This window comes from Microcoleus sp. B3-A4 (assembly GCF_036705385.1).
Taxonomy (GTDB): domain Bacteria; phylum Cyanobacteriota; class Cyanobacteriia; order Cyanobacteriales; family Microcoleaceae; genus Microcoleus.
Genome location: NZ_JAUBUI010000050.1, coordinates 22,560 through 48,032 on the forward strand (window position 1 = coordinate 22,560; position 25,473 = coordinate 48,032).

16 protein-coding genes and 1 tRNA gene are annotated in these 25,473 nt (G+C 46.2%); 11 read left to right on the forward strand and 6 right to left on the reverse strand.

From position 1 onward, the window contains the following. Positions 1 to 81 precede the first annotated feature (81 nt). Positions 82 to 1,317, forward strand: coding sequence for an Arm DNA-binding domain-containing protein (locus QUB33_RS19180; RefSeq protein WP_333352670.1), 1,236 nt, complete (start codon positions 82 to 84; stop codon positions 1,315 to 1,317). 477 nt (positions 1,318 to 1,794) lie between these two features. On the opposite strand, the gene QUB33_RS19185 is transcribed toward QUB33_RS19180, so the two are convergent. The 3 genes from QUB33_RS19185 to QUB33_RS19195 all read right to left on the reverse strand — a co-directional run bounded on the left by QUB33_RS19185 (position 1,795) and on the right by QUB33_RS19195 (position 2,393). After that, positions 1,795 to 1,866, reverse strand: a tRNA-Gly gene (locus QUB33_RS19185). An 81-nt stretch (positions 1,867 to 1,947) separates the two neighbouring features. Further along, positions 1,948 to 2,217, reverse strand: a complete 270-nt coding sequence (locus QUB33_RS19190; RefSeq protein WP_333352673.1) for a hypothetical protein — start codon at positions 2,215 to 2,217, stop codon at positions 1,948 to 1,950. Continuing rightward, positions 2,190 to 2,393 carry a hypothetical protein gene (locus tag QUB33_RS19195; protein WP_333352676.1) on the reverse strand — a complete coding sequence of 68 codons (204 nt, stop codon included), beginning with the start codon at positions 2,391 to 2,393 and terminating at the stop codon, positions 2,190 to 2,192. Before QUB33_RS19195 ends, QUB33_RS19190 begins: the two co-directional genes overlap by 28 nt. Before the next feature lie 792 nt (positions 2,394 to 3,185). On the opposite strand from QUB33_RS19195, the gene QUB33_RS19200 reads away from it, so the two are divergent. Next, the gene (locus QUB33_RS19200) at positions 3,186 to 6,923 is read left to right on the forward strand and encodes a chemotaxis protein CheB (protein WP_333352679.1); all 3,738 of its coding nucleotides are present in this window, start codon (positions 3,186 to 3,188) and stop codon (positions 6,921 to 6,923) included. Positions 6,924 to 7,420: 497 nt separating this feature from the next. Here the strand turns inward: QUB33_RS19200 and QUB33_RS19205 are convergent, their stop codons facing one another. Further along, the gene (locus QUB33_RS19205) at positions 7,421 to 9,208 is read right to left on the reverse strand and encodes an efflux RND transporter periplasmic adaptor subunit (RefSeq protein WP_333352682.1); all 1,788 of its coding nucleotides are present in this window, start codon (positions 9,206 to 9,208) and stop codon (positions 7,421 to 7,423) included. 306 nt (positions 9,209 to 9,514) lie between these two features. Here QUB33_RS19205 and QUB33_RS19210 point away from each other — a divergent pair, with 306 nt between their 5' ends. The 3 genes from QUB33_RS19210 to QUB33_RS19220 all read left to right on the forward strand — a co-directional run bounded on the left by QUB33_RS19210 (position 9,515) and on the right by QUB33_RS19220 (position 13,358). After that, positions 9,515 to 10,777, forward strand: coding sequence for an RNA-guided endonuclease TnpB family protein (locus QUB33_RS19210; RefSeq protein ID WP_333352686.1), 1,263 nt, complete (start codon positions 9,515 to 9,517; stop codon positions 10,775 to 10,777). Positions 10,778 to 11,003: 226 nt separating this feature from the next. Then, complete coding sequence (locus QUB33_RS19215) at positions 11,004 to 12,137, forward strand: AI-2E family transporter (RefSeq protein ID WP_333352690.1); 1,134 nt, start codon at positions 11,004 to 11,006, stop codon at positions 12,135 to 12,137. A gap of 153 nt (positions 12,138 to 12,290) precedes the next feature. Beyond that, a complete protein-coding gene (locus QUB33_RS19220; RefSeq protein ID WP_333352693.1) occupies positions 12,291 to 13,358 on the forward strand; it encodes an ABC transporter permease in 1,068 nt (355 codons plus the stop codon). 152 nt (positions 13,359 to 13,510) lie between these two features. Here QUB33_RS19220 and QUB33_RS19225 read toward each other — a convergent pair whose 3' ends face one another. Beyond that, complete coding sequence (locus tag QUB33_RS19225) at positions 13,511 to 16,933, reverse strand: PAS domain S-box protein (protein WP_333352697.1); 3,423 nt, start codon at positions 16,931 to 16,933, stop codon at positions 13,511 to 13,513. A gap of 650 nt (positions 16,934 to 17,583) precedes the next feature. On the opposite strand from QUB33_RS19225, the gene QUB33_RS19230 reads away from it, so the two are divergent. From QUB33_RS19230 to QUB33_RS19255, 6 genes are all read left to right on the forward strand, one after another. Beyond that, the gene (locus tag QUB33_RS19230; protein ID WP_333101056.1) at positions 17,584 to 17,928 is read left to right on the forward strand and encodes a hypothetical protein; all 345 of its coding nucleotides are present in this window, start codon (positions 17,584 to 17,586) and stop codon (positions 17,926 to 17,928) included. Positions 17,929 to 18,143: 215 nt separating this feature from the next. Then, entirely contained in the window at positions 18,144 to 19,169 is a 1,026-nt protein-coding gene (locus tag QUB33_RS19235) for an ABC transporter permease (RefSeq protein WP_333352701.1), read from the forward strand. A 208-nt stretch (positions 19,170 to 19,377) separates the two neighbouring features. After that, entirely contained in the window at positions 19,378 to 20,202 is an 825-nt protein-coding gene (locus tag QUB33_RS19240; protein WP_333352705.1) for a hypothetical protein, read from the forward strand. A gap of 506 nt (positions 20,203 to 20,708) precedes the next feature. Beyond that, entirely contained in the window at positions 20,709 to 21,752 is a 1,044-nt protein-coding gene (locus QUB33_RS19245) for a hypothetical protein (protein ID WP_333352708.1), read from the forward strand. Positions 21,753 to 22,002: 250 nt separating this feature from the next. Continuing rightward, positions 22,003 to 22,776, forward strand: a complete 774-nt coding sequence (locus QUB33_RS19250) for an ABC transporter permease (protein WP_333352712.1) — start codon at positions 22,003 to 22,005, stop codon at positions 22,774 to 22,776. A gap of 170 nt (positions 22,777 to 22,946) precedes the next feature. Then, the gene (locus tag QUB33_RS19255) at positions 22,947 to 23,801 is read left to right on the forward strand and encodes an ABC transporter ATP-binding protein (RefSeq protein WP_445299537.1); all 855 of its coding nucleotides are present in this window, start codon (positions 22,947 to 22,949) and stop codon (positions 23,799 to 23,801) included. 144 nt (positions 23,802 to 23,945) lie between these two features. Here the strand turns inward: QUB33_RS19255 and QUB33_RS19260 are convergent, their stop codons facing one another. Continuing rightward, complete coding sequence (locus QUB33_RS19260; protein WP_333352720.1) at positions 23,946 to 24,905, reverse strand: GNAT family N-acetyltransferase; 960 nt, start codon at positions 24,903 to 24,905, stop codon at positions 23,946 to 23,948. Between the last annotated feature and the right edge of the window lie 568 nt (positions 24,906 to 25,473).

Genomic DNA, 25,473 nt, shown 5'->3' on the forward strand with positions numbered 1-25,473 from the left:
CAAAGCTGAATATTGTCTTCCAATTGTCTCCAAATTGTCTCCAAAGTGCTAGCCTTGTCCTGTTGCTTTTTGCATTTTACCATGACCGATACGTCTAGTAGAGCCAAGAAAGGATCGGTAGTTGTCCAGACTCGCAGTGGCAGGTTGCGCTTGCAGTTGCCCAGGCAGATTTACGGGGGCGATCGCAAGTACCTGTACCTAAACCTACCTGACACCCCTGAAAATTGGGAATTGGCACAAGCTAAAGCCCAACTGATTGAATCCGACATCAAGTTCGAGCGTTTTGACCCTACCCTCAAAAAGTACAAACCGCAAACTCACTTGACTGTCATTGAGACTATCAAACCAAAGCCTGAACAGACTCTTACTCAGTTGTTTGAGAGATATTTGGAATTCAAAAAACCTGTTGTCAAGCCAACAACTTTTCACTATTTAGTGACGAGCATTCAAGCTTACGTTGACCGCTGTCCCTACCAAGCTTTGTCTGAGGATAATGCGTTGCAAATACGCGCGTGGCTGCTTGACGACACTACTAACAGCATGACCAAGCGAATATTGACTTATGTAAATGCAGCGGTTGAATGGGGGATTAAATTTAAAATCATCAGCGGGTTCACCGTCTCTCCGTTTCAGGGAATGGCTGCGGATTTACCAAAACACAACTGGCAAAGTGACCCCGAACCCAACGCTTTTAGCACGGAAGAAAAGGCGTTGGTATTAGAAGCCTTCAAGAACCACAGGGGAAATTGGAACGGTAGGGGTTATTCAGGGCAAAAGCTTTGCTTCTATTACCCTTTGGTGCAATTTTGGTTTATGACTGGATGCCGTCCCTCTGAGGGTGTTGGCTTGAGGTGGCGCGATATTGCCACTGACTTTTCTCACATTGTGTTTAACGGCAGTGTACAGCATCCGGGCGGGATGGAAACTAGGGTTGATGGTAGTAAAAATAACAAGCGCCGCAAATTTCCTTGTAATCAGGAATTGAGCGAGTTTTTAAGAAAGCTTGAGCCGGAAAACTTGACGGACAAAAACAGTCTGGTTTTTCCCTCACCCAAGAAGGGCGGGGCAATTAATTACAGCAATTTCACTATACGAACGTGGCATAAGTTGGTTGACCCAATTACTGAGAAAACTCGCGAGTTTGAAGAAGACCGCAAAACCACCACCCCTTATTCTTGTCGGGATACTTTTATTAGCGAGCAGGTTGGTAAAGGCGTACCGAGTGCAGTTGTGGCTAAGTGGTGTGATACGTCGGAGAAAGTGATTAATTCTGTGTATTTGGATGGCAAGATTTTGGAGCATTTACGTCCGCTTTGATGCTGTTAATATGTTGATTATAGGGTCATTTGAGGAAGATTTAGCTAGCTCGAAGGCGGACAAAGACCCAGACAAAGGCCCGACACCTAAGCCACCAGCCGAAAAAGTTTATCAAAGGTTGAACCTGTTGCGCTCAAGCATAAAAAGTCGAGGGCGGAATTGGCGGATTTAGCAATCCTAAATGATTTGCTTGCGCCATACGCGAGAAAGATGCTTGCACTACAAGGATTCCGATCTCGATTAATTTTGCGACTGATTTAGGACTGGTATATAGTGGCGGTGCTCGACGTACTCGCATAGCTAGCCGATCGACCCGATCTGTATCTGGAGACAGTCAAAATTGTCTCCAAATTGTCTCCAAGTAGCTATCCAAAACCCGATGTTTATCTCCAAAAACATCCCGTGCAACCACAGAGAACAAGCCCTAGAAACGCCAAAACCCTTGATTTCTCAAGGGTTTTAAAGACTGTTCGCCCAAGCGGACGGTGGGACTCGAACCCACGACGTTCAGCATGGGAAGCTGACATTCTACCACTGAATTACGCCCGCGCTTAGGGTTTTTTACTTGCTTTGACCTTCTTTTACTCTGGAGGCCGATCGGTAAAAAACGACTAGAAAAACATTGTACAACTATTTTCTGATTTTGAGTATAGCATTTTGACAATCAATTTTGGGCGATCGCCGACGATCGCACAGCCGAGCTATGATACTGTGGGGGACAAGCCCATTGTCATCGCGACCAAAAGCTGCCACTAAATGAGCGATCGCCTCGGTTCCGAACATTGACCAAGAGTTAGCGGGTTGGGATCGCGCGATCAGATCGCGCGTCCGATCGCGCGATCGAACTGCATCATTTTTAACCGCGCAGCCATTTAGTCCGCAGTTTGACTGTGCCGCCATCCCATCGCCATGAACGATCGCACCATAAACTCCGCATCGTTCACTTTCCTCAGCAACATCGGTAGCGCCACCGCAGAATCGCCCTTTCTCAAGGTCGTTACCTCCGGCAGCCTGTCTTGAGAATCCGAACTTTGCAGCGCTGCTTGGATTTGACTAATTTCCCTCAGCCAACTCAAACATATTTTTGTGACTTTCCTTTAAAATATTAGCAAGGAGTGCCGGATTTTGGGAAAATTAAAAAAAATTCAGCTATTAGATTGTGTCTGAAAATTAACAGCCTCAAACTTCAACACCAGAAGAAGTTCAGGAAGTAATTGCTGAGTTCAAGCAATATTGGCAACGGCTAATCGACGATACTCGGGAAATGACTCAAAAGGTAAAAATGCCCCAGCAAGCAGTGAGGAAGCAGTGATAAAATGATCCAGAGATAGTTTACATTGATGGGGCGTTAGGGAATTTGCTATCGCCACAACCTTCCTAAAAACGAGATTAATTGCGGTTGTCTAGGATGTTATGTTTTTTTAGGTTTATCTACTTAATTGTACTGTTTTCTTTCCCCGCAGCTTTTCCCGATCCCCATTGCTTGAGAAGGGCGGAAAAGATTCCGGTTGGAAGTGTATTGATGAGTTGGGGCATTTAGGGAACTCCACTCGATCGCAAACATTCATAGAATTGCTACGATCGCAAAATGTGGAAAATTTACTTCTTATCAAATTTCAACAGTACAATTAGTAGAATTGCTGAGGGATTTCAACCCTCACCATTGTCCCCGTTGATGCAGGCCGTATAGCTCTCAATAATAATAATAATAATAATTTAAAAATCGCTCAAACGCACGAGCAGACTGCACCTTAATATATCCGCAGATAGATGGCTAATCCTTGATTTTAGGAAATTCTAGGATATATTATAAAAATAAAAACTTAATAAAATACTTCGTTAAAAAGAGCAAAAACAGGGTATAAAAAATGACGAAAAAAAATAATTCCCAGAAATATCTACCTAAATCTGGTATGAAAGCCGATCGACAGCAGCAGAACAATCAAAACGACTTATTTCGTGTAGTCGGAATAGGAGCCTCTGCCGGGGGATTGGAAGCCTTTAACAAATTACTCAGCCATTTGCCGATCGATACGGGCATGGCATTTGTAATAATTCAGCATATGTTGCCGACTCAGGAAAGTGTGTTGGGAGAGATTCTGGCTCGCTCGACCCAGATGCCCGTGCATGAGGCAACAGATGGGATGCCCGTAGCACCGGATCAGGTCTACGTCATCCCCCCGAATGTCAGCATGACCATCGAGCAAGAAGCGGTGCTGAAGCTAACGCCTCGCGGCAAAACATACGGGATGTTTATGTCCGTCGATATTTTTCTGCTTTCCCTCGCCGCAGAACGCGGGAACCAAGCCATCGGAGTCGTTTTGTCCGGGGGCGACGGCGATGGTGCCCAAGGGTTAAAAGCGATTAAGGCCGCAGGCGGTATTACTTTTGCCCAATGTGAAGACTCGGCACAAGTCAGCAGTATGCCGAACACTGCGGTGGCTACGGGTCAGGTAGACTTTATCTTGACACCGGAAAAAATAGGCCAGAAAATAGCAGAGATCAGCCGTCATCCCTACATTGTCCATCAGCCTCAGACAGAATCGACTACCAGCGAAGATACGACCGAAAGTATAGATGCGATCGCCACCATCTACAGTTTGCTGCGCGCCGCTACAGGAGTTGATTTTACTCACTACAAACAAACAACCTTGAAGCGACGGATGGAGCGACGGATGTTCCTGTACAAGCTGGAACGGTTCGAGGATTATGCCGAATATCTCCAAAACACCCCGACAGAAGTAACGGCGCTTTATCACGATGTCTTCATTCATGTCACGAGCTTTTTCCGGGACCCCGAAAGCTTTGAGGCTTTAAGGAACATGGTTTTTCCCGAAATCGTTAAAGAGAAATCGTCGAAAATACCGATCCGAATTTGGGTGGCCGGCTGTTCAACCGGTGAAGAAGCTTATTCGATCGCCATCTGCTTGTTAGAGTTTTTAGCAGATCGAGCTACCGATCTGCCGATTCAGATTTATGCGACAGACATCAGCGAAAATGCGATCGCCCAGGCGCGCCGCGGCTTTTATACGGCAGGCCAAGTCGCGGATATTTCACCCCAACGCCTGCATCGGTTCTTTGTGCAAGTCGAGGGCGGATACCAAATCGCTCAGCCGGTGCGCGAACTCTGCATCTTTGCTAAACAAAACCTGATCAGCGATCCGCCGTTTTCCCGGATGGATTTGATCACCTGTCGGAACGTGCTGATCTATCTCGGCCCGCCTTTGCAGAAAAAGCTGCTGCCAATTTTCCACTATGGGCTTCAGCCCGCGGGCTTTTTGCTGTTAGGCACTTCGGAAACGGTTGGTGACTTTTCAGAATTGTTTAGGCTATTAGACAAAAAGAACAAAATTTATACTAAAAAACTGCTGTCGCATTGGCTGAGCATGGATTTAACTGCTAGCAACTATCCTGCGACATTCTTCAACCCTCTACCGCTGGTGACGGAAACCTTAAACGAAATAGAGATCGAGAAACATGCCGATCGCATTGTTTTGAATCACTATGCGCCTGTCGGCGTCGTAATTAACACAGCCAAGGAGATTCTGCAATTTCGAGGACAGACGAGTGACTACCTAGAACCGTCTCCCGGTAGGGCTAGCTTGAATTTGCTGAGAATGGCAAAAGAAGGATTGCGCCTCGAACTCCGCACTGCAATTGAACAGGCCTCCCAGCAGCAGTTGCCGGTCAAACGTACTGGCTTGAAAATTAAAGAAAACGATCGCATCCGCCTCGTCATAATTAATGTGATTCCATTCCCAACAGCCGCTGTAGAAAAAAACTATTTTTTAGTTTTGTTTGAAGAGGAGCAGCCGATCCCTGTAATACCTGCTGCAGACAATGGTAAAGTCAAATCCGATATTTTAGAGGGTGAAAGTTTGGAGATTGCGAGGCTGCAAGAAGAACTCAAAATCACAAAAGACCACCTGCAATCGATCATCCAAGAACATCAAGCCGCTAACCAAGATTTGAGAGCCGCCAACGAGGAGATTTTGTCGAACAACGAAGAGTTGCAAAGTACAAATGAGGAACTCGAAACCGCAAAAGAAGAGATTCAGGCAACCAATGAAGAACTGAACACAATTAATGACGAATTGCAGCGGCGCAATGTTGAATCAACTCAGGTGAGTAACGATTTACAGAATCTGCTGGGCACCATCAATATTCCGATTCTGATGGTGGGAGGCGACCTGCGAATCCGCCGGTTTACTCCCGCAATCGAAACCATCTTTAACTTGATTTCTAGCGATGTGGGGCGCTGTTTGAGCGACATCACTCACAAGTTGATAGTGCCGGAGTTAGAGCCAATGATTATAGAAGTGATCCGCACCCTCAATTTGAAAGTTGAGGAGGTTCAAGATCGAGAGGGTCATTGGTACGATCTGCATATTCGACCGTATCGGACGATCGACCACAAGATTGATGGAGCTGTGGTGATGTTGGTGGATATCAACGATCTCAAAGTCACCGCCCAGCAGTTGATGGAAGCGAAAAATTACGCCGAAACGATCGTAGAAACCGTGCGGGAACCTTTGCTAGTGCTGGATCTACAACTACACGCGATCACCGCCAACCGTTCTTTCTACGAGACGTTTCAGGTGATGCGTATCCACACTGAGCAACACTCGATCTTCGATCTCGGTAACGGACAGTGGAATATTCCCAAGTTGCGATCGCTCCTAGAAGAAATTCTGAGAGGAAAGACCGAGTTTCACGATTTTGATGTCGAGCATGAGTTTGAGCACATCGGGCATAAAGTAATGCGGCTCAATGCCCGCAAAATGCCTCCGATCGGCGATACACAGATGATTCTGTTGGCGATCGAGGATATCACCGAGCAAAAACAGTTGGAGAAAGAACGCAGCCTTCGGATTGAAGAACAATTGGCTCGTGTCGCTGCTGAGGAGGCCAACCGCGTCAAAGATGAGTTTTTGTCCGTCCTCTCTCACGAACTGCGGACGCCGCTCAATGCGATGATTGGCTGGGCACAGTTGCTGCGCCTGAAAAAATTTGACCAGGCTAAAACCGAGGAGGCGCTAAAAACGATCGAGCGCGCCGCCAAAGCACAAAACCAGCTCATCGATGACATATTAGACGTTTCGCGGATTACCACAGGCCAGTTTCGGCTCAATGCTTCTGAAATTGAGCTGAATCCACTGGTTGAAAGTTCGATGGAGGTGGTTCGTTTGGCAGCAGAAGCCAAAAATCTTCAAATCGAATCCAGGCTAACTTCTTTAACACTAAAGGTATTGGGCGATCCAAACCGTTTACAACAGGTAGTGTGGAATCTACTTTCAAACGCGATTAAATTCACCCCAGCCGGAGGAAAAATGGAAATCGCATTAGACTGCATTGATGGCATGGCTCAAATCCAAGTTAGCGATACGGGTAAGGGCATTCATCCTAATTTTCTGCCCTATGTGTTCGATCGCTTCCGTCAGGCGGATAGTAGCTACACTCGCAGAGACGGTGGATTGGGACTAGGACTCTCGATCGTCCGTCATTTAGTAGAACTCCACGGCGGTACTGTTAGTGCAACAAGTTCCGGTGAGGGACAAGGGGCAACGTTTACCGTGAGGTTGCCGCTACGAACAGAGATCCCATGATTGTTGACTGTTGACTGTTGACTGTTGACGGTTGGCTGTGAGTCAAAAAAATGCAAATTGCGCGAATTATTTGTTGGCCGCTTGATTCGACTCGATCGGGACGATAAAGCGCGGATTTGATATCATTCCGGCGCAACCGCAATTGATATTATTTCTAATCTTATCTCCTCATCTGATACCAATTTTTTATGAAGCCCCGTAGAATCTGATCCCCCCTAACCCCCCTTAATAAGGGGGGGACAAGATTCTTCTCAAAGTCCCCCTTCTTAAGGGGGATTTAGGGGGATCGAGATATGTGCAACTTCACCTTAAATTGGTATGATATCGTTTCCGGTTGCATCACAATAATAAAATCGAGTCAACAGTGAACACTCAACTATTGAGTTTTTCCACCCCTGCTTCTACAGTCAACAGTCAACAATCATTCCGGTTGCATCACAATAATAAAATCGAGTCAACAGTCAAGAATGATTCCGCTGCAACCGGAATCCATATAACTATTTACCAACATTAACCTGAGCGCCATCCTTAAGAAAACCAGCGCCAGTAACAACCACCCGATCGCCCGCCTTCAAACCCTTTTTAACCTCCACCTTAGCAGCAGTCAAATCCCCCACAGCGCCTCCGGAAATTTCCCCGAGTTCCACAGGTTGAGCCTGTACCTTGTCCTGGCCCACAAGTTTGTAAACAATAGAACTGCCGTCAGCTTGCGGCACAATAGCTTTAGCGGGCACTTTCAAACCTTGAGCCGTTGCCGTCGCAATTGATGCGCGCAAAAACATTCCCGATCGCAAAAACTCGCTGGCCGGCAAATCAATCTTCACCGTAGCTTGCCGATTTTGCGGGTCAACTACCGGCGAAATTTCTCGCACAGTTCCTGACAACTTAATCCGCTTGTCAGAATCCGAAGTAATTTGCACTGCTGTTCCAGGCCGCACTTGCGAAATCTGAGTTTCCGGCACTTTCAATTGCAGTTCCAGCTTGTTGCCCCGAATAATCGAAAAGAGTTTTTGACTTCCCGAAGAAACATCGCCAACTCGACCAATTCTTTCAGCCACAGTGCCGCTATCGGGCGCTCGAACAATTGTTTGTTCTAGTTGAGTTTGTAACTGTTTGACTTGTGCATCATTGCTGCGGACACTTGCTGCGTTATTTCCAACATTTGCTCTCGCACTGCTGACACTCGCTCCGGCCGTATTCACTTTCGCACGAGCGCTGGCGAGGGCGGCTCTAGCCGTACTGATATTAGCTTCAGCAGTAGCTACTTTAGCAATAGCCGATCGCACTTCTTCCGCTGCTTTATTCTGTTCTTCCAAAGCTGTATTCAAGTCAGCTTTAGCTTTGTTCAAGTCTTGAACAGCAGTCTGCCGCTCTGTCTTTCGCCTTTCCAAATCTTGCTGGCTAATTACTCCCTGAGCAGCCAAATCTTGGGTGCGATTTACTTCTCTTTGAGCTTGATCTAATTTAGCCTGAGCGGAGGCAATGCCTGCTTTCGCTTGAGTGACACCGGCTTTAGCTTGTTCCACACCTGCTCTTGCCTGCCCGACGCCTGTTTTGGCTTGCGCTGCGTCAGCGATGGCTTTTTCAACGCCAGCTTGGGCTTGAGCAACGCCGGCTTGGGCTTCTTGTTGGGCTGACTCGGCTTGCTGTACCTGAGCTTGGGCTTGTTCTACCGTAGAATTGGCCGATTGTACTCCCGCCAGCGCTTCGGCAATTTGCGATCGTAGCACCGAATCGTCCAAAACCGCCATCGTCTGACCTTTTTCTACCGCATCCCCTTCATTGACCAACACCTGCTTGATTTGCAAACCGTTAGCCTGTGGCAGCACCGGCAGCAAGTCATAGGCTGCCACGGCGCCTGTCGCTTCCAAACTTTCACCCACCTGGGCAGATTCCACAGGCGCCACTGTCACCGTCGGAGCCGCCGCCTGCTGGTTTACCGGTGGAATTGGAGCGGCAGGACGCGAACTCTGATTGCCCCCAGTCAAGTTGACTGCTAGCAGCGTTGCAGCCACCCCAACCCCTGCGCCCGCCAACAAAGCCGGCCACCTGATTTCTTTGCGGGGCCCAACTTCAGTTGCTTCAGGTTCCCAAACCTGTTCCCCCTCCATTTCTGGAGCTTCTAGGGGAACTTCTCGTTCATCTTCCTCACCGGAGAATTGCCAGCGAGAGTTGTCTGAGACTTCACTTTCAGCTACATCCACTGCTGATTTCCTGTCGCGCCCGCTCTCCACGGAGGAAAGGGGTTGCTTTTCTTCGGCTTCTGAAAAAACTTGATTAGTCACGGTAGTTCCTCTCGCCAGTATGGGCCTTTCCTTTTTTTATATTGTAAAGAAAGATTACGATATTATTTAGTTCATTTTAGCCGAGGGTATCTGGAGTAGCGCTTCCTCCTTTTGGGTGAGTATGGCGCCGTTTCACCCTACAATGGCAATTTTGATTAACTTTGATGGAAGTTTGTTCGATCGAGATTAAATTTGATCTGCCTCTGGGGCTAAGAGCTGTATCGTAATTTCTAGACAAATCTAGACAAAACTCCTCAATCGTCCATAATCAGTAATAGCAAAGCAAATACATCGGAGGTCGAAACGATGCTTATTTCATTCAAAACGGCATTAGTCCTAAATAACAAACAGGTAACAGCGTTTCGTAAGCATTGCGGCGTTGCTCGTCATGCCTACAATTGGGGTAATGCAGTAATTCGGGAGATTCTCGAACTCAGAGAAACCGATAAATCGATTAAAGTGCCTAGCTCGATTGACTTACATAAACGTCTAGTTGCTGAGGTTAAGCCTGAGAATCCCTGGTATTATCAAGTTTCCAAGGCATCGCCTCAGCAAGCCTTAGCCGAGTTGCGTACAGCCTGGGATAGATGCTTCAAGAAAGTGTCTAAACAACCTCGCTATAAGAAGAAAGGACGTTCACACGATTCTTTTTATTTAGAGCAAGGAACCAAAGCTAAACCAGGAATTCGTAACGATGGCAAGCGAGTCAAGCTTCCTAAAATCGGTTGGGTGAGATTGACAGAGGCGTTGCCTGTAAATTCAGTTCATAACTGTGTGATTAGTCGCACAGGTGATAGTTGGTTTATTGCCATCAAGTATGAAATCGAAAAGCCTGTAGTGGCTACAAATCGACCTACGATAGGTGTTGATATCGGTATCAAAGAATTGGCTGTAACCAGTGATGGCAAGGTGTTTTCAAATCCCAAACCTTACCGAAGAATGAGCAAGAAAATGAAGCGTCTACAGCGTTCTGTCAGTCGCAAGGTCAAAGGGTCTAAAAATCGGTGGTCGGCGATTCGATTACTAGCAAGACATCATGCAGCCGTTGCCAATATTCGCAAGGACGCGATTCATAAGCTCACGAATCATCTCGCTAAAAACCACAGCGTTGTGAAGATTGAAGACTTGAGTGTCAAAGCTTTCTTGAAAAATCATAAGTTGGCAGGCGCTATTGCAGATTGTGGAATGTACGAATTCAAGCGTCAACTAGAGTACAAGACTGAGAAGTTTTCTAGCCAGTTAATTCTAGTTTATCGTTTCTTTCCTAGCTCTCAAATCTGCTCCGGTTGCCATGTGCATCGTCACAAAATGCCACTTAAAAACCGCGTCTATCATTGTCCTGAGTGCGGACACACTGAAGACAGAGATTTGAACGAGGCTAAAAATATCGAACGATGGTTTGAAGGAATTTATATTCCGATTAGTTCGGATAAAACGGTAAGTTCTACCGAGATTGCTTGTGGAGCAGACAAACCTCTTAAGAGTCATCTTGAGACTGCCTTGAAACAGGAAGTAAGCACCGAAACCACCAATGTCCAGTTAAGTCTAGACTTAGGTAGTTTTGGGTAGGTCTTATAGAACGGGATACTGAATATTAGCGCAATGGGCGATCGTCGGGGCGATCGCGAGCGCATTGTCTGTCCCCGAGCGGTTTTGCTGTCACCAACTCATCAATGCTGAGAAAATGCAGTCTAATCTTGAACTGATTATTGCTAATCTATACTCTAATGTGTTTGTCGTAGAACTCGACAAATCGGCTCAGTAAGTTGTACCAGTTTAATTGACAAAAATCAAAATGAATAGTCTCTTTTCTCCCCTCCAACAGTTTCTAATTACTTGGCTGCTAGTGCTAGTGACGGGATGGTTTACCCTGACTGCTGTCAGTTATGTTGGGGAACTGGTCAGCATTTTAGTAACCGCGGGACTGGTTGCATTTTTATTAAATTATGCAGTAAAAAGACTGGAAGTATTTTTGCCGCGGGGAGTCGCTGCAGCGCTGGTTTATTTAACTGCGGGCGTGATAGTAGTAGTAATCGGTGTAACTATTGTGCCGCCGGTGTTCACCCAAGCGAGCCAGTTGGGGGTGAGGTTGCCGGAATTGCTGGAGTCGGGGCGGCTGCAGCTAGGTGAATTTCAAGCCTGGAGTGCCGAGCGCAATTTACCGTTTGACGTGCAAATATTGGAGCAGCAACTGTCAGCTAGAGTCCAAGGACAAGTCCAGGCGATCGCCGGTACGGGTTTAGGCTTAGTTGTCGGTACTGTTAACTGGTTTGTGGACTTAATTTTTATTGTGGTGATTTCCTTTTATATGCTGCTAGACGGGCAAAGAGTGTGGCAGGGTTTGACCAGCATTTTTTCCCCAGAAATTCGCTATGTTTTAACAGAGACTTTGGAGCGAAACCTCCAGCGATTTGTATCGGGACAGTTATTGCTGGGACTATTTATGGCCATCTCGCTGAGTTTGGCTTTTTCGTGGCTGCAAGTTCCGTTTTTTCTGTTGTTTGCCGTGTTTATAGGATTGACGGAAATAATTCCGTTTATTGGGGCCACTTTGGGAATTGGGACTGTTAGTATAATTGTAGCGTTTATTGATTGGTGGCTGGCGCTGCAAGTGTTGGTAGTGGCGATCGGTCTCCAGCAAATCAAGGATAATTTAGTAGCTCCCCGAATCATGGGCAATCTCACCGGATTGAGTCCGGTAATTATTTTCACAGCTTTGCTTTTAGGAGGTAGAGTGGGAGGATTGTTGGGAGTTATCCTGGCAATTCCGCTCACTGGGGTTGTAAAAAGTATAGTAGAAATTGTACTCAATCCCAAATTGCCGCCCCAAACAGGCTCGTTTTTCTACAATCCTTTTAGCGGCGAGGAATTGGGAAAAATACCAGAAGATGAAACTAGAATAATCTTGGTGGGAGATGAACAAAAGTAGTCTAATTTTTGTAGTAAGTAGTTCAGTTATGAAAACTGTTATAAGTCAGGAATTAACTTTTGGCTGCTGAGTCCCTTAAGAACAGACTAAAGTCTCTACAAAGAACTTTAGTCTTTATTACTAACCCACTTAAAATCTCAAACCTAAAAACTTATGAACTGGTGGCAAAATCTTAGAAACAATCCTCTAGCTCGGTTGGGAGCCGTGCTACTGTTAATTTTTTATACAGTCGCGCTTTTAGCCGAATTTGTGGCACCTTACGACCCCTACGACTCTCAATTAAACGGTTCATTGCTGCCACCAACTCAGATTTATTTAAGCAGCCAAGATGGGCGCTTTATCGGCCCGCACGTTTATCCGACTACTCAGGGCCCAGTGGATGCGAATACCGGCGCTCGCGAGGTAATTGTAGACTGGCAAAAACCCTCTGTTCTCGGTTTGTTTGTCAAAGGTTCCCCCTATAAATTTTTAGGATTTTTGCCTTTTGACAGGCACCTGTTTGGCACTACAGGAGAAGGTCAAATTAATCTTTTAGGCACGGATGAACAAGCTCGCGATCAATTCAGCCGCTTAGTACACGGCAGTAGAATTAGCCTCAGCATCGGTTTAGTAGGAATAGCCATTTCTTTTCCCTTGGGATTGTTAATCGGAGGCATATCTGGTTATTTCGGCAGTTGGATTGATAGTATTTTAATGCGTTTCGCCGAAGTATTGATGACAATTCCCGGTCTTTATTTATTAGTAGCGCTAGCAGCAGTATTGCCACCGGGATTGACAAGCGCTCAGCGCTTTATATTGATTGTGCTGATTACTTCATTTATCAGTTGGGCGAGTTTAGCGCGGGTGATTCGCGGTCAGGTACTGTCAATTAAACAGCTAGAATTCGTGCAAGCGGCGCGGGCAATGGGCGCCAATCCAATTTATATTATTGTCCGCCACGTTTTGCCACAAACTGCTACTTATGTAATTATTTCTGCTACTTTGTCTGTTCCGGGTTTTATTGTGGCGGAGTCGGTTTTGAGTTTAATTGGCTTGGGAATTCAACAGCCAGATCCTTCTTGGGGAAATTTACTATCCCTGTCTACTAATGCTTCGATTTTAGTGTTGCAGCCTTGGTTGGTTTGGCCTCCGGCGATACTGATTATTTTGACCGTTTTGGCGTTTAATTTATTGGGGGATGGATTGCGGGATGCTCTCGATCCGAGAAGCATTCAAAGGTAATCTCATTTCCGGTTACACCGGAATGATGTTGACTGTTGACGGTTGACTGTTGACAGTGAACAGTGAACTCGAATTTACTATTCCGATGCTAACGGATTTGATATAATTGGGAGTTAGTAATTTCTAGTTTGCAGGCAGAGCAGGTGTAACCGTTACGCCCCGTAATTTTGCAGATTAACCGGCAAGCAAATGGTGAAAGTAGAACCAACACCCTCCTGACTTTTTACGGAAATATTGCCACCCATCATTAGGCAAAAACGCTGGCTAATTGCTAGTCCCAAACCGGTGCCGCCGTACTTGCGGGTGGTGGAAGCGTCTGCTTGGGTAAAGGGTTGGAAAATTTGCTGCAACTGCTCGGGAGTCATCCCAATTCCTGTATCTGTACAATTAACAACTAAAAATTCTTTACTAGCAATTGAAGATTGAGAAATTGCCGCAGGTTCAGAAGTGTTTTCTTGTTTTGCTTCGCTGCTGTCGCCCGCAATTTTTTCTCGGCTGGCTGTGAGGGTAATTGTACCGTTTTGAGTGAATTTTGCGGCATTGCTCAGCAAATTTAATAAAATCTGCTGCACTTTCGTAATGTCACCGTGCATGGTGCCGATATTGCTAATTTGATCCAAGTTTAGAGTGTTGCCGTTCTTCTCAATTAGCGGCGCGGCAGTAGATGCTACTTCTTCAATCAAGGCGGCGATGTCGAAGGTTTCTAAGTAAAGATCCATGCGGCCGGCTTCGATTTTAGAAATGTCGAGAATGTCGTTAATTAGCGATAGCAAGTGTCTGCCGGAAGTGCGAATTTTGTCTAAATCTGGGGTGAGTTCATCGTAACCCAATTCTGCCGTTTCTTCTTGGAGCATTTCGCTGTAGCCGATGATCGCATTCAGAGGTGTCCGCAGTTCGTGACTCATGTTTGCTAAAAATGCGCTTTTTGCGGTGGAAGCGGCTTCGGCTGCTTCTAGGGCGAGTTGCAAGGCGGATTCAAAGACTTTGCGATCGCTAATATCCTCGACGCTGCCTTCATAGTAGAGTATCTCGCCGTTGGCGTCGCACACTGCACGCGCGCTTTCGGAAATCCAAATTACGCTGCCATCAACACGGTAAACTTGTGACTCAAACCCCGAAACTTCTCCGAATTCTTGCATCACCCGCATAAACTTGTCGCCCTCCTGAGGATTGACGTAAGCTTGCTGTCTGATGTTTGTGAGATTTGATGTCAATTCTTCAGGAGTGGCGTAGCCGTAGATGCGGGCTAAAGCTGGATTTACGCTCAAGAAACGACCTTCGGGGGTTCTTTGAAAAATTCCTTCGACGGCATTTTCAAATATGCTGCGATATTTTTGTTCTGCTTGACGCAGAGCGATTTGTGTACGATCGCGCTCACTCGCTTCGATCGCCAATGATACCAAATCTGCCAGGGAAGCGGCAAAATTTTGTTCTTCTAATGTCCAGTTGCGAGTAGTTCCCACTTGTTCGATACAGATGACTCCGACTGTTTGTCCGCCGAGGCGCACTGGCGCGTCTAAGGTAGAAGTAGTGCCAGCTTGTGAAAAGTAAGATTCGGCAAATTCTCTAGTTCTAATATCTGAGAGAGCGTCCTCGGCTGCGATCGTCCGGTGTTCTTCCAAAGCTTGAAAATAAGCTGGATAGTCTGCTGCTGCGAGTTCGGCGCCTGCTTCATGCTGTTCGCTGCTGCGGTGAAATTGGTCGAGACATCGCAGTTTCGATCGGCTCTCATCATACAGCCACGCGCCAGCTTTTTCTGTCTGTAGGGTATGAGCCGCCGCTTCGGTGATTTGCCTCAAAGCTACTTTTAAATCACCGCGATAAAGTGCTTTATTTCTTGCCAATTCTACCAAAACCGTATTTTGTTTGAGCAATTGTTTTTGCCTTTGCCGTCGCGCCGATTCGGCTCGCTTCTGTTCGGTAATGTCCCGGGCTACCACAATGACGGATTCTTCTGAAAGCGGTGAAATGCTGGCGGCAAAACAAACTTCGCGGTCGTCAATGGTTAAATCGTACTCGATGCTGACAGTTTGCTGAGTATCTAAAGCTGCTCGGATGTGGTTGAGAAAATTGTCGGCTGTAGCTGGCGGAAACACCTCTGTGACTGTTTTGCCAACTAATTCTTCGGCTGGTTTGTAGAGCAGAGAAAGATTTGTGGGCGCAATTTTTAAATAGCGGCCGCTGGCGCCCACAACTATAATTAATTCGTTCATAGCTGCGAACAAAGCCCGCAATTCTGCTTCGGCAGCTTCGAGTTCGGCAGTCCGCTCTGCTACTCGCTGTTCTAAACTAGAGTTAGTTTGTTCTAGGGCAATAAAAGACGATCGCAATTGTCGGGCCATTTGGTTGAAAGACTGAGCTAGAAGGCCGAGTTCTTTGACGCCTTGAACTTCGACTTCGCCGTTTAATTCTGTGGAGGTGAAGTCGGATGATTCGGACATTTTTTTTAAAGCTTTGGAAGCTTCCAGCAATCGGGTAATCGGTTTGACAACCCAGCGAGAGGTGAAAATTCCGAGTGCGATCGCCAGTACGAAGGCAAAAAAGCACAATAAGATAGTTGTGCGAGTGTTGGCGTTAATTTGCTCCATAAAGTCTGCTTCTGGAATTGCCACTACAATCAGCCAATCGAGGCCACGGCCGTCTTGCAGGGGAGCAACAGTAATGAATTGACGTTTGCCGTCTATCTCGAAGGTAAACTGTCCTTTGCTGTCAATTTTTTCAAAACTATCAAATCGTTTTTGCAAGTATGTGGAGGCCGATCGAATTAGCAAATTTTTGCTCTGTGTCGCCAACATCCGTTTTTGTTCGCCTTTGTCGGTGACAAAGGGCAATTCGTCTGTGGAACTGGCGACTATTTCCCCGCTGCGTTCGATCGCAAAAACTTGTCCTGACGGGCTAATTTTGATGCTTTTGAGAAAATCGCTGATTTGAGAAAGAGTCAGGTCAATTGCCAATACCCCCCGCAGGTTTCCTGTTTCATTGTAAATAGGCATCACCGGCGTAATGCCCAGCACTGGCGGTGCTGCGAAGACGTAGATGGGAGACCAAGTGGCTTTTCCTGACTGTTTTGCAGCTTGGTACCACGGTCTAGTACGGGGGTCATAGGGGACGGTTTTGATTAGCTCAGTGCGATTTCCTTGGCTATCTAGGCGATAAATTTGGCGGTTGGGAGCGGTTGATTCGTCTCTGATGTATACTAAGTGTTCTGCTTCTCGCTTGAGCAAGAGGAATTTGCCCTGTTCGTCGCCGTAGTAGATGGTTGTATTTCGATCGCTCAGCTTGGTCTGGTTCCACAAATAGCGCTCTAAGTTGGGCAAGTCTTCCGGGTCTAAGTTTCCAGAGGCGATCGCAGCAGTATTCATTTGCAGGAATAAATGAGACACATCCCCAAAACTGCGGAAATTTTCTTTAGTCCTCGCTGCGACTTCCAAGCTTAACCTCGTAGCAAGGTCATTGACGGCTTTCTGGCCATTGCGAAACGAAAGCCATCCAGTCACGCCGACTGCTACGGAGATTTGCACCACCAGGGGTATCAACAAGACTAGGCTTAGTGACATCTTGGGGGAGCTTTTCATCAGACAACTGCTTAAATTTTTAAATAACATCAATATTCTGACACCTACCGGGTTTGCGTATCGTTTGTAGTTTAAGAGATGCCCTAGATATAATTTACAAAGTTGTGCAGCAATAGTGAAGTGGGGTGGCCGCCTGCTCAAAACTTGGCTGAGATTTCCACCGCTACTGTAAAAACTTGTAATATTAATGATGCCACTACTTGCGTGAATGTGGCGATATCTCTGGGGACTCGCGGCCAAAAAGTCACACCAGGTTAGAACAAATGCAATTGTAGACCCGCGATCCAACTTTGGTTGTCATCAGTCATTCCCAATTATTCAATTCTTTAATCTAAAATTTAAAATCTCAAATCTAAAAGTGTATCAGTTCCTCCGGGTGCAGATGCCCCACCTTACCCCTGCTTAATAAAAATTTGATTTACATTTTTTCTACAATGCCAGGACAAATGTAAATTCTGTGACAATCGAGTGTTAAAAAATTTGCTATTAATAAGATAAGCCGCCAAAATCCCGATCGAACAAAGAGGATAATTGAAGCATCTGCATTTCATCAACGCCAGCAAAGTAAAGCGTTTTTGGCTTTTTTGGACGATGGCTTACGCCCCGCTTCGCTACGACATTTTGGCAAAATAATACTTCTGGAGGATGACATGAACTATACATTTGAAATCCTGGGCGTATCTCCAACTTTAACATTTTTTAACCAGCAGCAGGAATTGCTGAAACAACAGCAGCCGTCGGGTGTAGAATACTTGGGAAACTGGAAGTGTACTCTTGATGCGTTTGTGGCATCCGTGGAGACAGTTTCTCCTTACCGGGGCTGGGATGTCGATCGAGTTGTAGACACCGTGATTAGTTTCTGGATGAACAACTCCGATAGCGTCCAGTATTGGAGGCACAGGCTGGAGGATGCCGGCAGCGAAAACTTGTTAGTAGCCAGAGTAGGCGATATCAAGTCTTTGCAAGCCGCCTTTGAATCGCTGCTAGGCGAATAGGAAAATCGCCAATTGCGAAAAAGTCGATCGACTTTTTCGCAAAAATCAACTCAACTGTCTATTCACAATTCCCAATTCCCCTGATTGGCGGCACGGAAGTCGCAGATATAAAATATCTGTTTCTTCCAGCTTCTACCTTCCATCTGCCTGATGTCTTCAACATCTGGCTAATGACTAATGACTAATGACTTCGCAATTGGCAATTCCCAAATATTATGTCTCGTTCCAAAGCCCTGCAATCTTATATTTTTGTCCGCTTGCTCCTGGCACCGCTAATGTTGTGGACAATCACCACAGCAGTATTTTTATTGTTGCGGGCCACTCCGGGCGACCCCATAGATGCCATTCTCGGCTCGCGAGCTCCCGCAGGCGCCAAAGAAGCAATGCGAACTCAACTCGGCCTCGACGCACCCCTGTGGCAGCAATATCTCAACTACATGAAAGACTTGTTGAGCTTCGACTTGGGAACCTCCATCACCACTCGCGGACAAACCGTGTGGCAAATTATCGGAGATTATTTCCCCGCGACAGTGGAATTAGCAGTTTGTAGCATGGCCATAGCTTTAATTGTCGGCATCAGTATCGGTTCCCTGGCAGCATCCCGCCCCAACACTATTTTCGATGCTGTCGGCCGTTTGTTTGGCATTATCACTTACTCGCTGCCCGCTTTTTGGGCCGGTATGGTTTTGCAGTTGATTTTCGCGGTGCAGTTGGGATGGTTTCCCTTGGGAACTCGCTTTCCCGTGACATTCCCCGCCCCCGAAGGCTACACAGGACTCTACACGATTGACAGTCTCCTGAGCGCTAACCCTGGTCAGTTTCTCACATCTTTGCATTATTTGGCACTTCCGAGTTTGACCTTGGGCATTCTTTTGAGCGGCATTTTCGAGCGCATTGTCAGAGTGAATCTCAAGCAAACTTTGCAAGCAGATTATGTCGAAGCAGCTAGAGCTAGAGGCATTCCTGAATTGCAGATTTTATGGGCTCACGCTCTGAAAAATGCACTAATTCCGGTGATTACTGTCTTAGGATTGACTTTTGCTGCACTGTTGGGCGGTGCTATTTTAACAGAGGTTACTTTTTCTTGGCCGGGGTTGGCAAATCGCCTTTACGAAGCGATTAGCTTGCGGGATTATCCAACTGTTCAAGGTATTGTGGTGTTTTTTGCGGCAATTGTCGTAATTGCCAGCATTGTGATTGATATTTTGAACGCTTACGTTGACCCGCGAATTCGGTACTAAAAATATCAATGAAGAAGGGCAACGGATGCGCGACTGTTGCACTTTCGGCTTTTTCTACCTGTCCTTTCTGTCGGCGCGAGATGTTTCAGCCAGCGGTGGCCCTGTGGAAGCAGTTGTCAAAAAGATCGATCGGCTTTTAGAGTGACGACACTTAGCGATTTATGGGCAATACTGGAGAAAATAAAGTTATACATTTGAGGAAACGCTGATGAGATTATTGCGAACAATCGCCGCTCTATCGGCGGCCTTGACCCCACTGATGGCTGAAGCTGCCTTTAGCCGTCCCATGCCGGGAACAGCCGATTTTCCCAGAGCCTCAAACCCCGATGTAAATGTGCCGGTTTGCTTCATCGAAACCCGAGGCGGCACAACTTTTGATTTAGTCAGCTTGTGCGGCAGCAATGCTGCTCCCCAAAACACTGCTCCGGTTGCGGGCAACCCCGCCAATGCTCCTGCAAATAACCCCAATGCAGGCACTCCTCCGCCTCCTCCCCCGAACCCCAACGCCATCACCAGAGATGGTACCGGCACCCCGATAACTACTCCAACAGGCACGGCAAATCCCAACAATCAGAATAATGCCAATCCGGGAACTTCGCCCGCAGGTACTCCCAACAATGCCAATCCGGGAACTTCGCCCGCAGGTACTCCCAATGCCAATCCGGGAACTTCGCCCGCAGGTACTCCCAACGCCAGTCCGGGAACTTCGCCCGCAGGTACTCCCAATGCCAATCCGGGAACTTCACCGAGTACCAATCCCAATAATCTCAATCCGGGAAGTTCGCCCTATATCACTCCCAATAATCCCAATCTGGGAACTTCGCCGAATACCAATCAGAATAATCTCAATCCGGGAAGTTCACCGAGTACCAGTCCCAATAACAGTGCGTCTCCCACGGGTGGAACTGCTGGCGGCGGCAACGGCGATTTAGTTCCCAATCCCACTCTCAATCTTCCGAGAGTGCCGCCGAGTTCCTTTAGCCCCGGAGGTCTTGCACCGACTAGAGATGCGATTGATGGCCCCCGCCAGTAATCGGCGAAGTGTCTGAACTTTCATCACAGAAACCGGGTTTCTCGGAAACCGTCTCTTTTTCAGGGATATTTCACCCGCGAGAAAGCCGGAATATTTATTTGCCTGCGTAATATTGATGTCAGGTGCGATCGGCATATTTGGTAGCAGAGTAGCCAAATAAAAGTTAAGCTAAGAACTTGTAGACGCTATTAGCCAAGCACTCTTTCAAAACTGGACAACCAGGTAGAAGCAGTGAGAAATAGCCAGCTTTAATCCGTAACAGGATTAGCGATCGGCACAGGTTAAAGTTATTACCAGGCGGGTGCTCGCCAGCTCCAAGTTCTCAAGCTAAGCCATTAAACAGGCATATTTTTGTTAAGCCAGTGTGGTTTGGAAAGTACCGGCTGATAATATTAGCCAGACAAAATTAACCCGATTATTCGGAGGCTCTTCATGAGCAAAATATTTGTTTTAATACATTGGAACAAAATTGCTCTAGACCCGATCGCACTTGAGGAGGACATCTAGTGTCAAACTTAGTTCAACGCTTAGAAATAACCGCTCATCCGCAACTTGAAAAATCCCTCGGCTATCGAGGAGATAGTCGCTGGGTAGCTTGGCGCTGGGAACCCGACATCGACCAACTTATTTCCAGCGACGGCAAAACAGTCGGCACTGGCAATAATATGGCTTGGCTGGTGTTTTTGCAGCACGATTTAGTCGATCCTGCGGTACAAGAGTACAACCTTGGCGAGGGCGATCGCTACTGGCTGCTTTTAGACATCGAAACTAGAAATCTCTACGTCGGCGAAGGGAAAGCAGTTCAAAGTCTGCTCGAACAGCCGGAAAGTTTAGCTTTGTTGGCTTGTCTCGATGGCGGTAATGCCGATCGACAAACGGGTGAAACTTGGCAGCAAACCCTATCTCAACTAACAGCCAAACCAGTTGTTCGCAACCTCACAAATGCCCTTCCTTTCGGTATCGCGGCTGCTTTGATAGGTGCTTTAGGCATCGGAACCGGATTGTGGGTAGTGCCAACTGTGCAGCAGAAACTAGCCGAAAAAACAGCTTTTATTTCCCCAATTAGTTCTGGCGCCAACTGCGGGCTGGGCGGTTCCGACGATTTTTCAGCTTATATCGGTTCCTCAAGCGGAAACAAAGAACTTCATTTAATAGGCGTTTACGAAGCTAATGCGGATCACAAGAACCCAGATTTATCTAAAAGAGCGATCGAAGTCAAAGTAGAACGCCGAAACAAGCCAATAATTCTCGCGCTTTCAGCCTACGAACCCGTGCAGTGGAACATTACCGCAGAACCGGGCGCAGTTATCGAAAAAATCATCGTTAACGGATACCACAACCAAACTGTTTCAGGAGTTTCGGGAATTCCAGTAGAAGAGCACAGCTACGAAGAAACCGGAGACAATCTCGGCGACTTTATCTACAAGTGGGGTGCTACCCCTGAAAGTAGCAATACTTCTTCCCTCGTGACTAAATTGGAACAGAAAAACGGCACCCGTTTAACTTCCTTTCAAGGATGCTACAGAGGTAAGAACTTTAGTATTAATTGAGAGCAGCGACAGAGGGCGACAAGTTATACGATTTTCGATTTTCGATAGGGAATAACTGATTAGATATGGATTTGGAATTTGTTACAGTTCCATGGTTTTTTTTACTGGTGTTAAAACCTATCCCCCTAAAATCACAAAACCCGCGCCGGCGGGTTTTTTATTGAGAGTTAAACTTATTTGCACCTCTATGGTATGATATCCGGTGGCGTCATTACCCATTCCCAATTCTAACCATACTAATATATTTGCTATGAAATACTGGTACGAAACGCTCGCAGTAGCACAGCGGATTTTAATTGAATTGGGGAGGCGGCGACGCAGCTTAGTCTTGTGGAGTATTTTTCCAGTTTCTATCTTGCTAATTAACGCTTTAATTTTAAAAGAACGCGCTAATCTCACCACAGCAAAAGCCTTTGAAACTGCTGCACCTGCAAGCTTAGTAGGAGCGGCTTTATTTTTTAGCTGTCTCGGTGGTAGCGTAGCAACAGTAGTAGCAGAGCGAGAACAGCATACCCTCAAACGCTTGTTTATTTCCCCGCTGAGCGGCACTTCCTACTTTTTAGGAATTTTCCTCGCCCACAGTTGCATCGGCATTGGTCAGGTAATTTTAGTATACACGATCGCCTCTTGTTTAGGAGCGCAATTTCAAGGCTCTATTCTGCTAGGATGTGCGATTATTCTGCTCAGTATTGTATCTTATGTAGGTGTAGGCTTTATTCTCGGCACCCAGTTTGCGAGGCGCACTGAGGATGTCAACTCCCTAGTAGCAGCTTTCGGCGTCCCCTTATTGATTTTAGGAGGCGCATTTTTGCCTACTTCGCTCTTTCCCCAAAGTCTGCTGGATCTCGCCCAGTATAATCCAATTTATCACATGAACGAAGCGCTGATGGGCGTGTGGGCTGACGGCAAAGATTTGGCTGCTATTTCCGAACACTTTTGGTATTTATTCATATTTTCTATTACCATGATTGCAGGTGGATGGCTTTCTTACCGCAGGATGCTGAGAGTAGAAAGAAGACTTTAAAAGTATCTCATTATGTCGTAATTATTCATCTCTCACTTCTCTGACTCTGCGCCCTCTGCGCTCTCTGCGGTTTAATCGTTCAAAAACAACCGTAAATATATAAAATAATACGGATAATTAAAGAAGTGCTGCAAATAGAAAAGCTAAATAAGTCCTATGGCGAGCGTTCAGTGCTTAAAGATTTAACACTGCACATTCAAGCTGGAGAAATTTACGGTTTGCTCGGGTCAAACGGGGCGGGCAAAACTACAACTATCAATATTTTATGTAATTTGTTAAATGCCGACAGCGGTCAAGTTTATATTAATGGCGAACCTGTTTCCGACTCTACAAAATCCTTAATCGGTGTAGCGCCTCAAGAAAATTTGCTTTACAAAAGCCTTAGCTGCGAAGAAAACCTCAATTTTTTTGCTCAAATTTACGGCTTAGAGCGCAAACAGCGGCGCTATCAAGTAAGACACTGTTTGAAAGCAGTTAATTTGACAGATAGAGCTACAAGCCCTGTGGAAACTTTGAGCGGAGGAATGCAGCGCCGTTTGAATATTGCGGTGGCTTTGGTACACCAGCCTAAATTAGTAATTTTAGATGAACCGACAACGGGTTTAGATATTGAGGCTCGCTACGAAATTTGGGAGTTAATTCAGCGCTTACAATCGGAAGGAATTACAATTTTACTGACAACTCACTTGTTGGATGAAGCTGAGCGGCTGTGTCACAGAATTGGGATTTTAAAGAATGGCAGTATTGTAGCTGAAGGTAGTTTAGAAGAGTTGCAAAAACTGATTCCGGCTCAGGAAATTATCGTGGTAAAAACCGACGCAGAAGCTGAAGTCATCGCCCGCGCTAAACAATACAGTTTCATTCCCCGCCGCTACGGTAGCGATTTAGCTTTTTGGCTGCCGGAACGTTTAGAATTAAAAGAGATTATTTTGCTGTTCGACGGCATTTCTATTGATTCAATCGCTCGGTATCCGGTGCGATTAGAACATATTTATGTCGAAGTGACTAAACAAAGCGAACAATGACACAGTGCAACGGTCTAGCTTCTTGTGAACAGCCATCTTGGCTGTTCCACAATAAACTTAATGTTTTGTGGAACAGCCATCTTGCCTATTCTTGAAAAACTTATTGCTAATGGTGCAAGATGTAATATCTAACCAGATTTGATATTACACAGTCTTAGCCCACTCGATCCAAGTTTCCATCGGGCGGAAACCGACTGATTTGTAAAGCTTTGTCGCCCCCGTCAAACTGTCAGCATCGACGCTGAGTTTCGCAGTATTTGCACCCGCCGCTTTTAAGGAGTGCAAACCCGCCAGCAGCATCGCTTTTCCTAAACCCATTTTCCGAAAGTCGCGCCGCGTACCCAACAATTCAATCCAACCGTCTTTTGTGCCGCTGCGGGCGTTTTTTTGGGGTTTGATTTGACAGTCGCAAAAAGCTGCAAATTTGCGATCGCCCGAAACAGCAATCAAATCTAATTCCGGCTGATAATTCGGATCTTGCATCCAGTAGCGCACGGTTTCCGCAGTTAAATCGTGGTGATTCCAGTGATCGATAAATGACTGGTTGAACATATCTACCCAGGGTTGGATGTCTTGTTCTCCGGATACGTGTGTCAGCGCAAAATCTGCCGGAAATTCGGGTGTTGGTATGGGTTCAGCGAGCGATCGGGCCATTGTGAGAAAATAGCGATCGACCTCAAAGCCCTGTTTTTTTAACAGCATGATTTCATCTGTTTTATCCTCCCGGCTGTAGGTACGCAATTTCGCGGGCAAATTCCGTTCTTTTCCTACTTCGCGCAGCCGCTTTTCTCCCCACTTAATTATGTCTTTTTCTAAACCTTCGCTACGTTGATTTGGATGCACATAAAACCACAGACAAGCGTCTATCTCTTCTGGCGAATCTGGCATATCTAGGAGTGACAAACCGATTAGTTTGTAATTACCATCTTCCCACAACTGCACGTCGCGGGCTTTGTCGAGTTTGGGTGCATCAAGTACGAGCTTGAGTTCAGTTGCTGAGACTTCTTCGCCGAGGCGATCGACTGCTTCGCAAGCGTCGATCAAATTTGCGATCGCGCACCAGTCAGTTTCGCCCTTGTAGGAGCGTGTTGTCAGGATATTCATAGAAAACTTGCAATCCGTAATTTCGGACTGTTCCTCTTAATTAGTATGGGCAAACAAGTACAGTGAATTTCTTGCAAAAATCCAAGTTTTTGGTTATTAACCGCAGATGAACGCGGATGTAATGCAGATTTATTGTGGTGTCGATAAAACTCAGAAACCTGTTTATATCACCCAGGCTTTCAGGTTTTATCTCATAGCGCAATCATAAAAATTGGTTTGCCCTTTTGGGCTAGTTTTGTATGTGAGTTTATGGCTGGATGTCGATGAGTCGCGCTCTCTTTCGTTACCAAGCTTGGTGCTTAAGTAACTACTATTGTTTGAATAAAGTTTCTACAGCTAAGTAAAGAAGTTGTCACCCCCACCGGGTAGTTGATTTTTACTTTTGCTCTGTTTTACAATAAATCCTTTTTCAGGGATTTTTGGCTCCTCCTGTTAACTCGCCCGATCGGGGGAGAGGAGAAATTGAACTTATTTAAAAGTTCCCTATTTCCACTATAGCAATCCTAAATGATTTTCTATATCGAGAGCAATCCTAAATGATTTTCTGTGTGTAAGTATATTGACGTAT

Bases quoted from the DNA above. Each gene is read 5' to 3' on its own strand.
- QUB33_RS19215 (WP_333352690.1), top strand. From the start codon at position 11,004: ATGAATAGTCTCTTTTCTCCCCTCCAACAGTTTCTAATTACTTGGCTG.
- QUB33_RS19220 (WP_333352693.1), top strand. From the start codon at position 12,291: ATGAACTGGTGGCAAAATCTTAGAAACAATCCTCTAGCTCGGTTGGGA.
- QUB33_RS19235 (WP_333352701.1), top strand. From the start codon at position 18,144: ATGTCTCGTTCCAAAGCCCTGCAATCTTATATTTTTGTCCGCTTGCTC.
- QUB33_RS19225 (WP_333352697.1), bottom strand. From the start codon at position 16,933: ATGAAAAGCTCCCCCAAGATGTCACTAAGCCTAGTCTTGTTGATACCC.
- QUB33_RS19230 (WP_333101056.1), top strand. From the start codon at position 17,584: ATGAACTATACATTTGAAATCCTGGGCGTATCTCCAACTTTAACATTT.
- QUB33_RS19240 (WP_333352705.1), top strand. From the start codon at position 19,378: ATGAGATTATTGCGAACAATCGCCGCTCTATCGGCGGCCTTGACCCCA.
- QUB33_RS19260 (WP_333352720.1), bottom strand. From the start codon at position 24,905: ATGAATATCCTGACAACACGCTCCTACAAGGGCGAAACTGACTGGTGC.
- QUB33_RS19250 (WP_333352712.1), top strand. From the start codon at position 22,003: ATGAAATACTGGTACGAAACGCTCGCAGTAGCACAGCGGATTTTAATT.
- QUB33_RS19190 (WP_333352673.1), bottom strand. From the start codon at position 2,217: ATGGCGGCACAGTCAAACTGCGGACTAAATGGCTGCGCGGTTAAAAAT.
- QUB33_RS19180 (WP_333352670.1), top strand. From the start codon at position 82: ATGACCGATACGTCTAGTAGAGCCAAGAAAGGATCGGTAGTTGTCCAG.
- QUB33_RS19200 (WP_333352679.1), top strand. From the start codon at position 3,186: ATGACGAAAAAAAATAATTCCCAGAAATATCTACCTAAATCTGGTATG.
- QUB33_RS19210 (WP_333352686.1), top strand. From the start codon at position 9,515: ATGCTTATTTCATTCAAAACGGCATTAGTCCTAAATAACAAACAGGTA.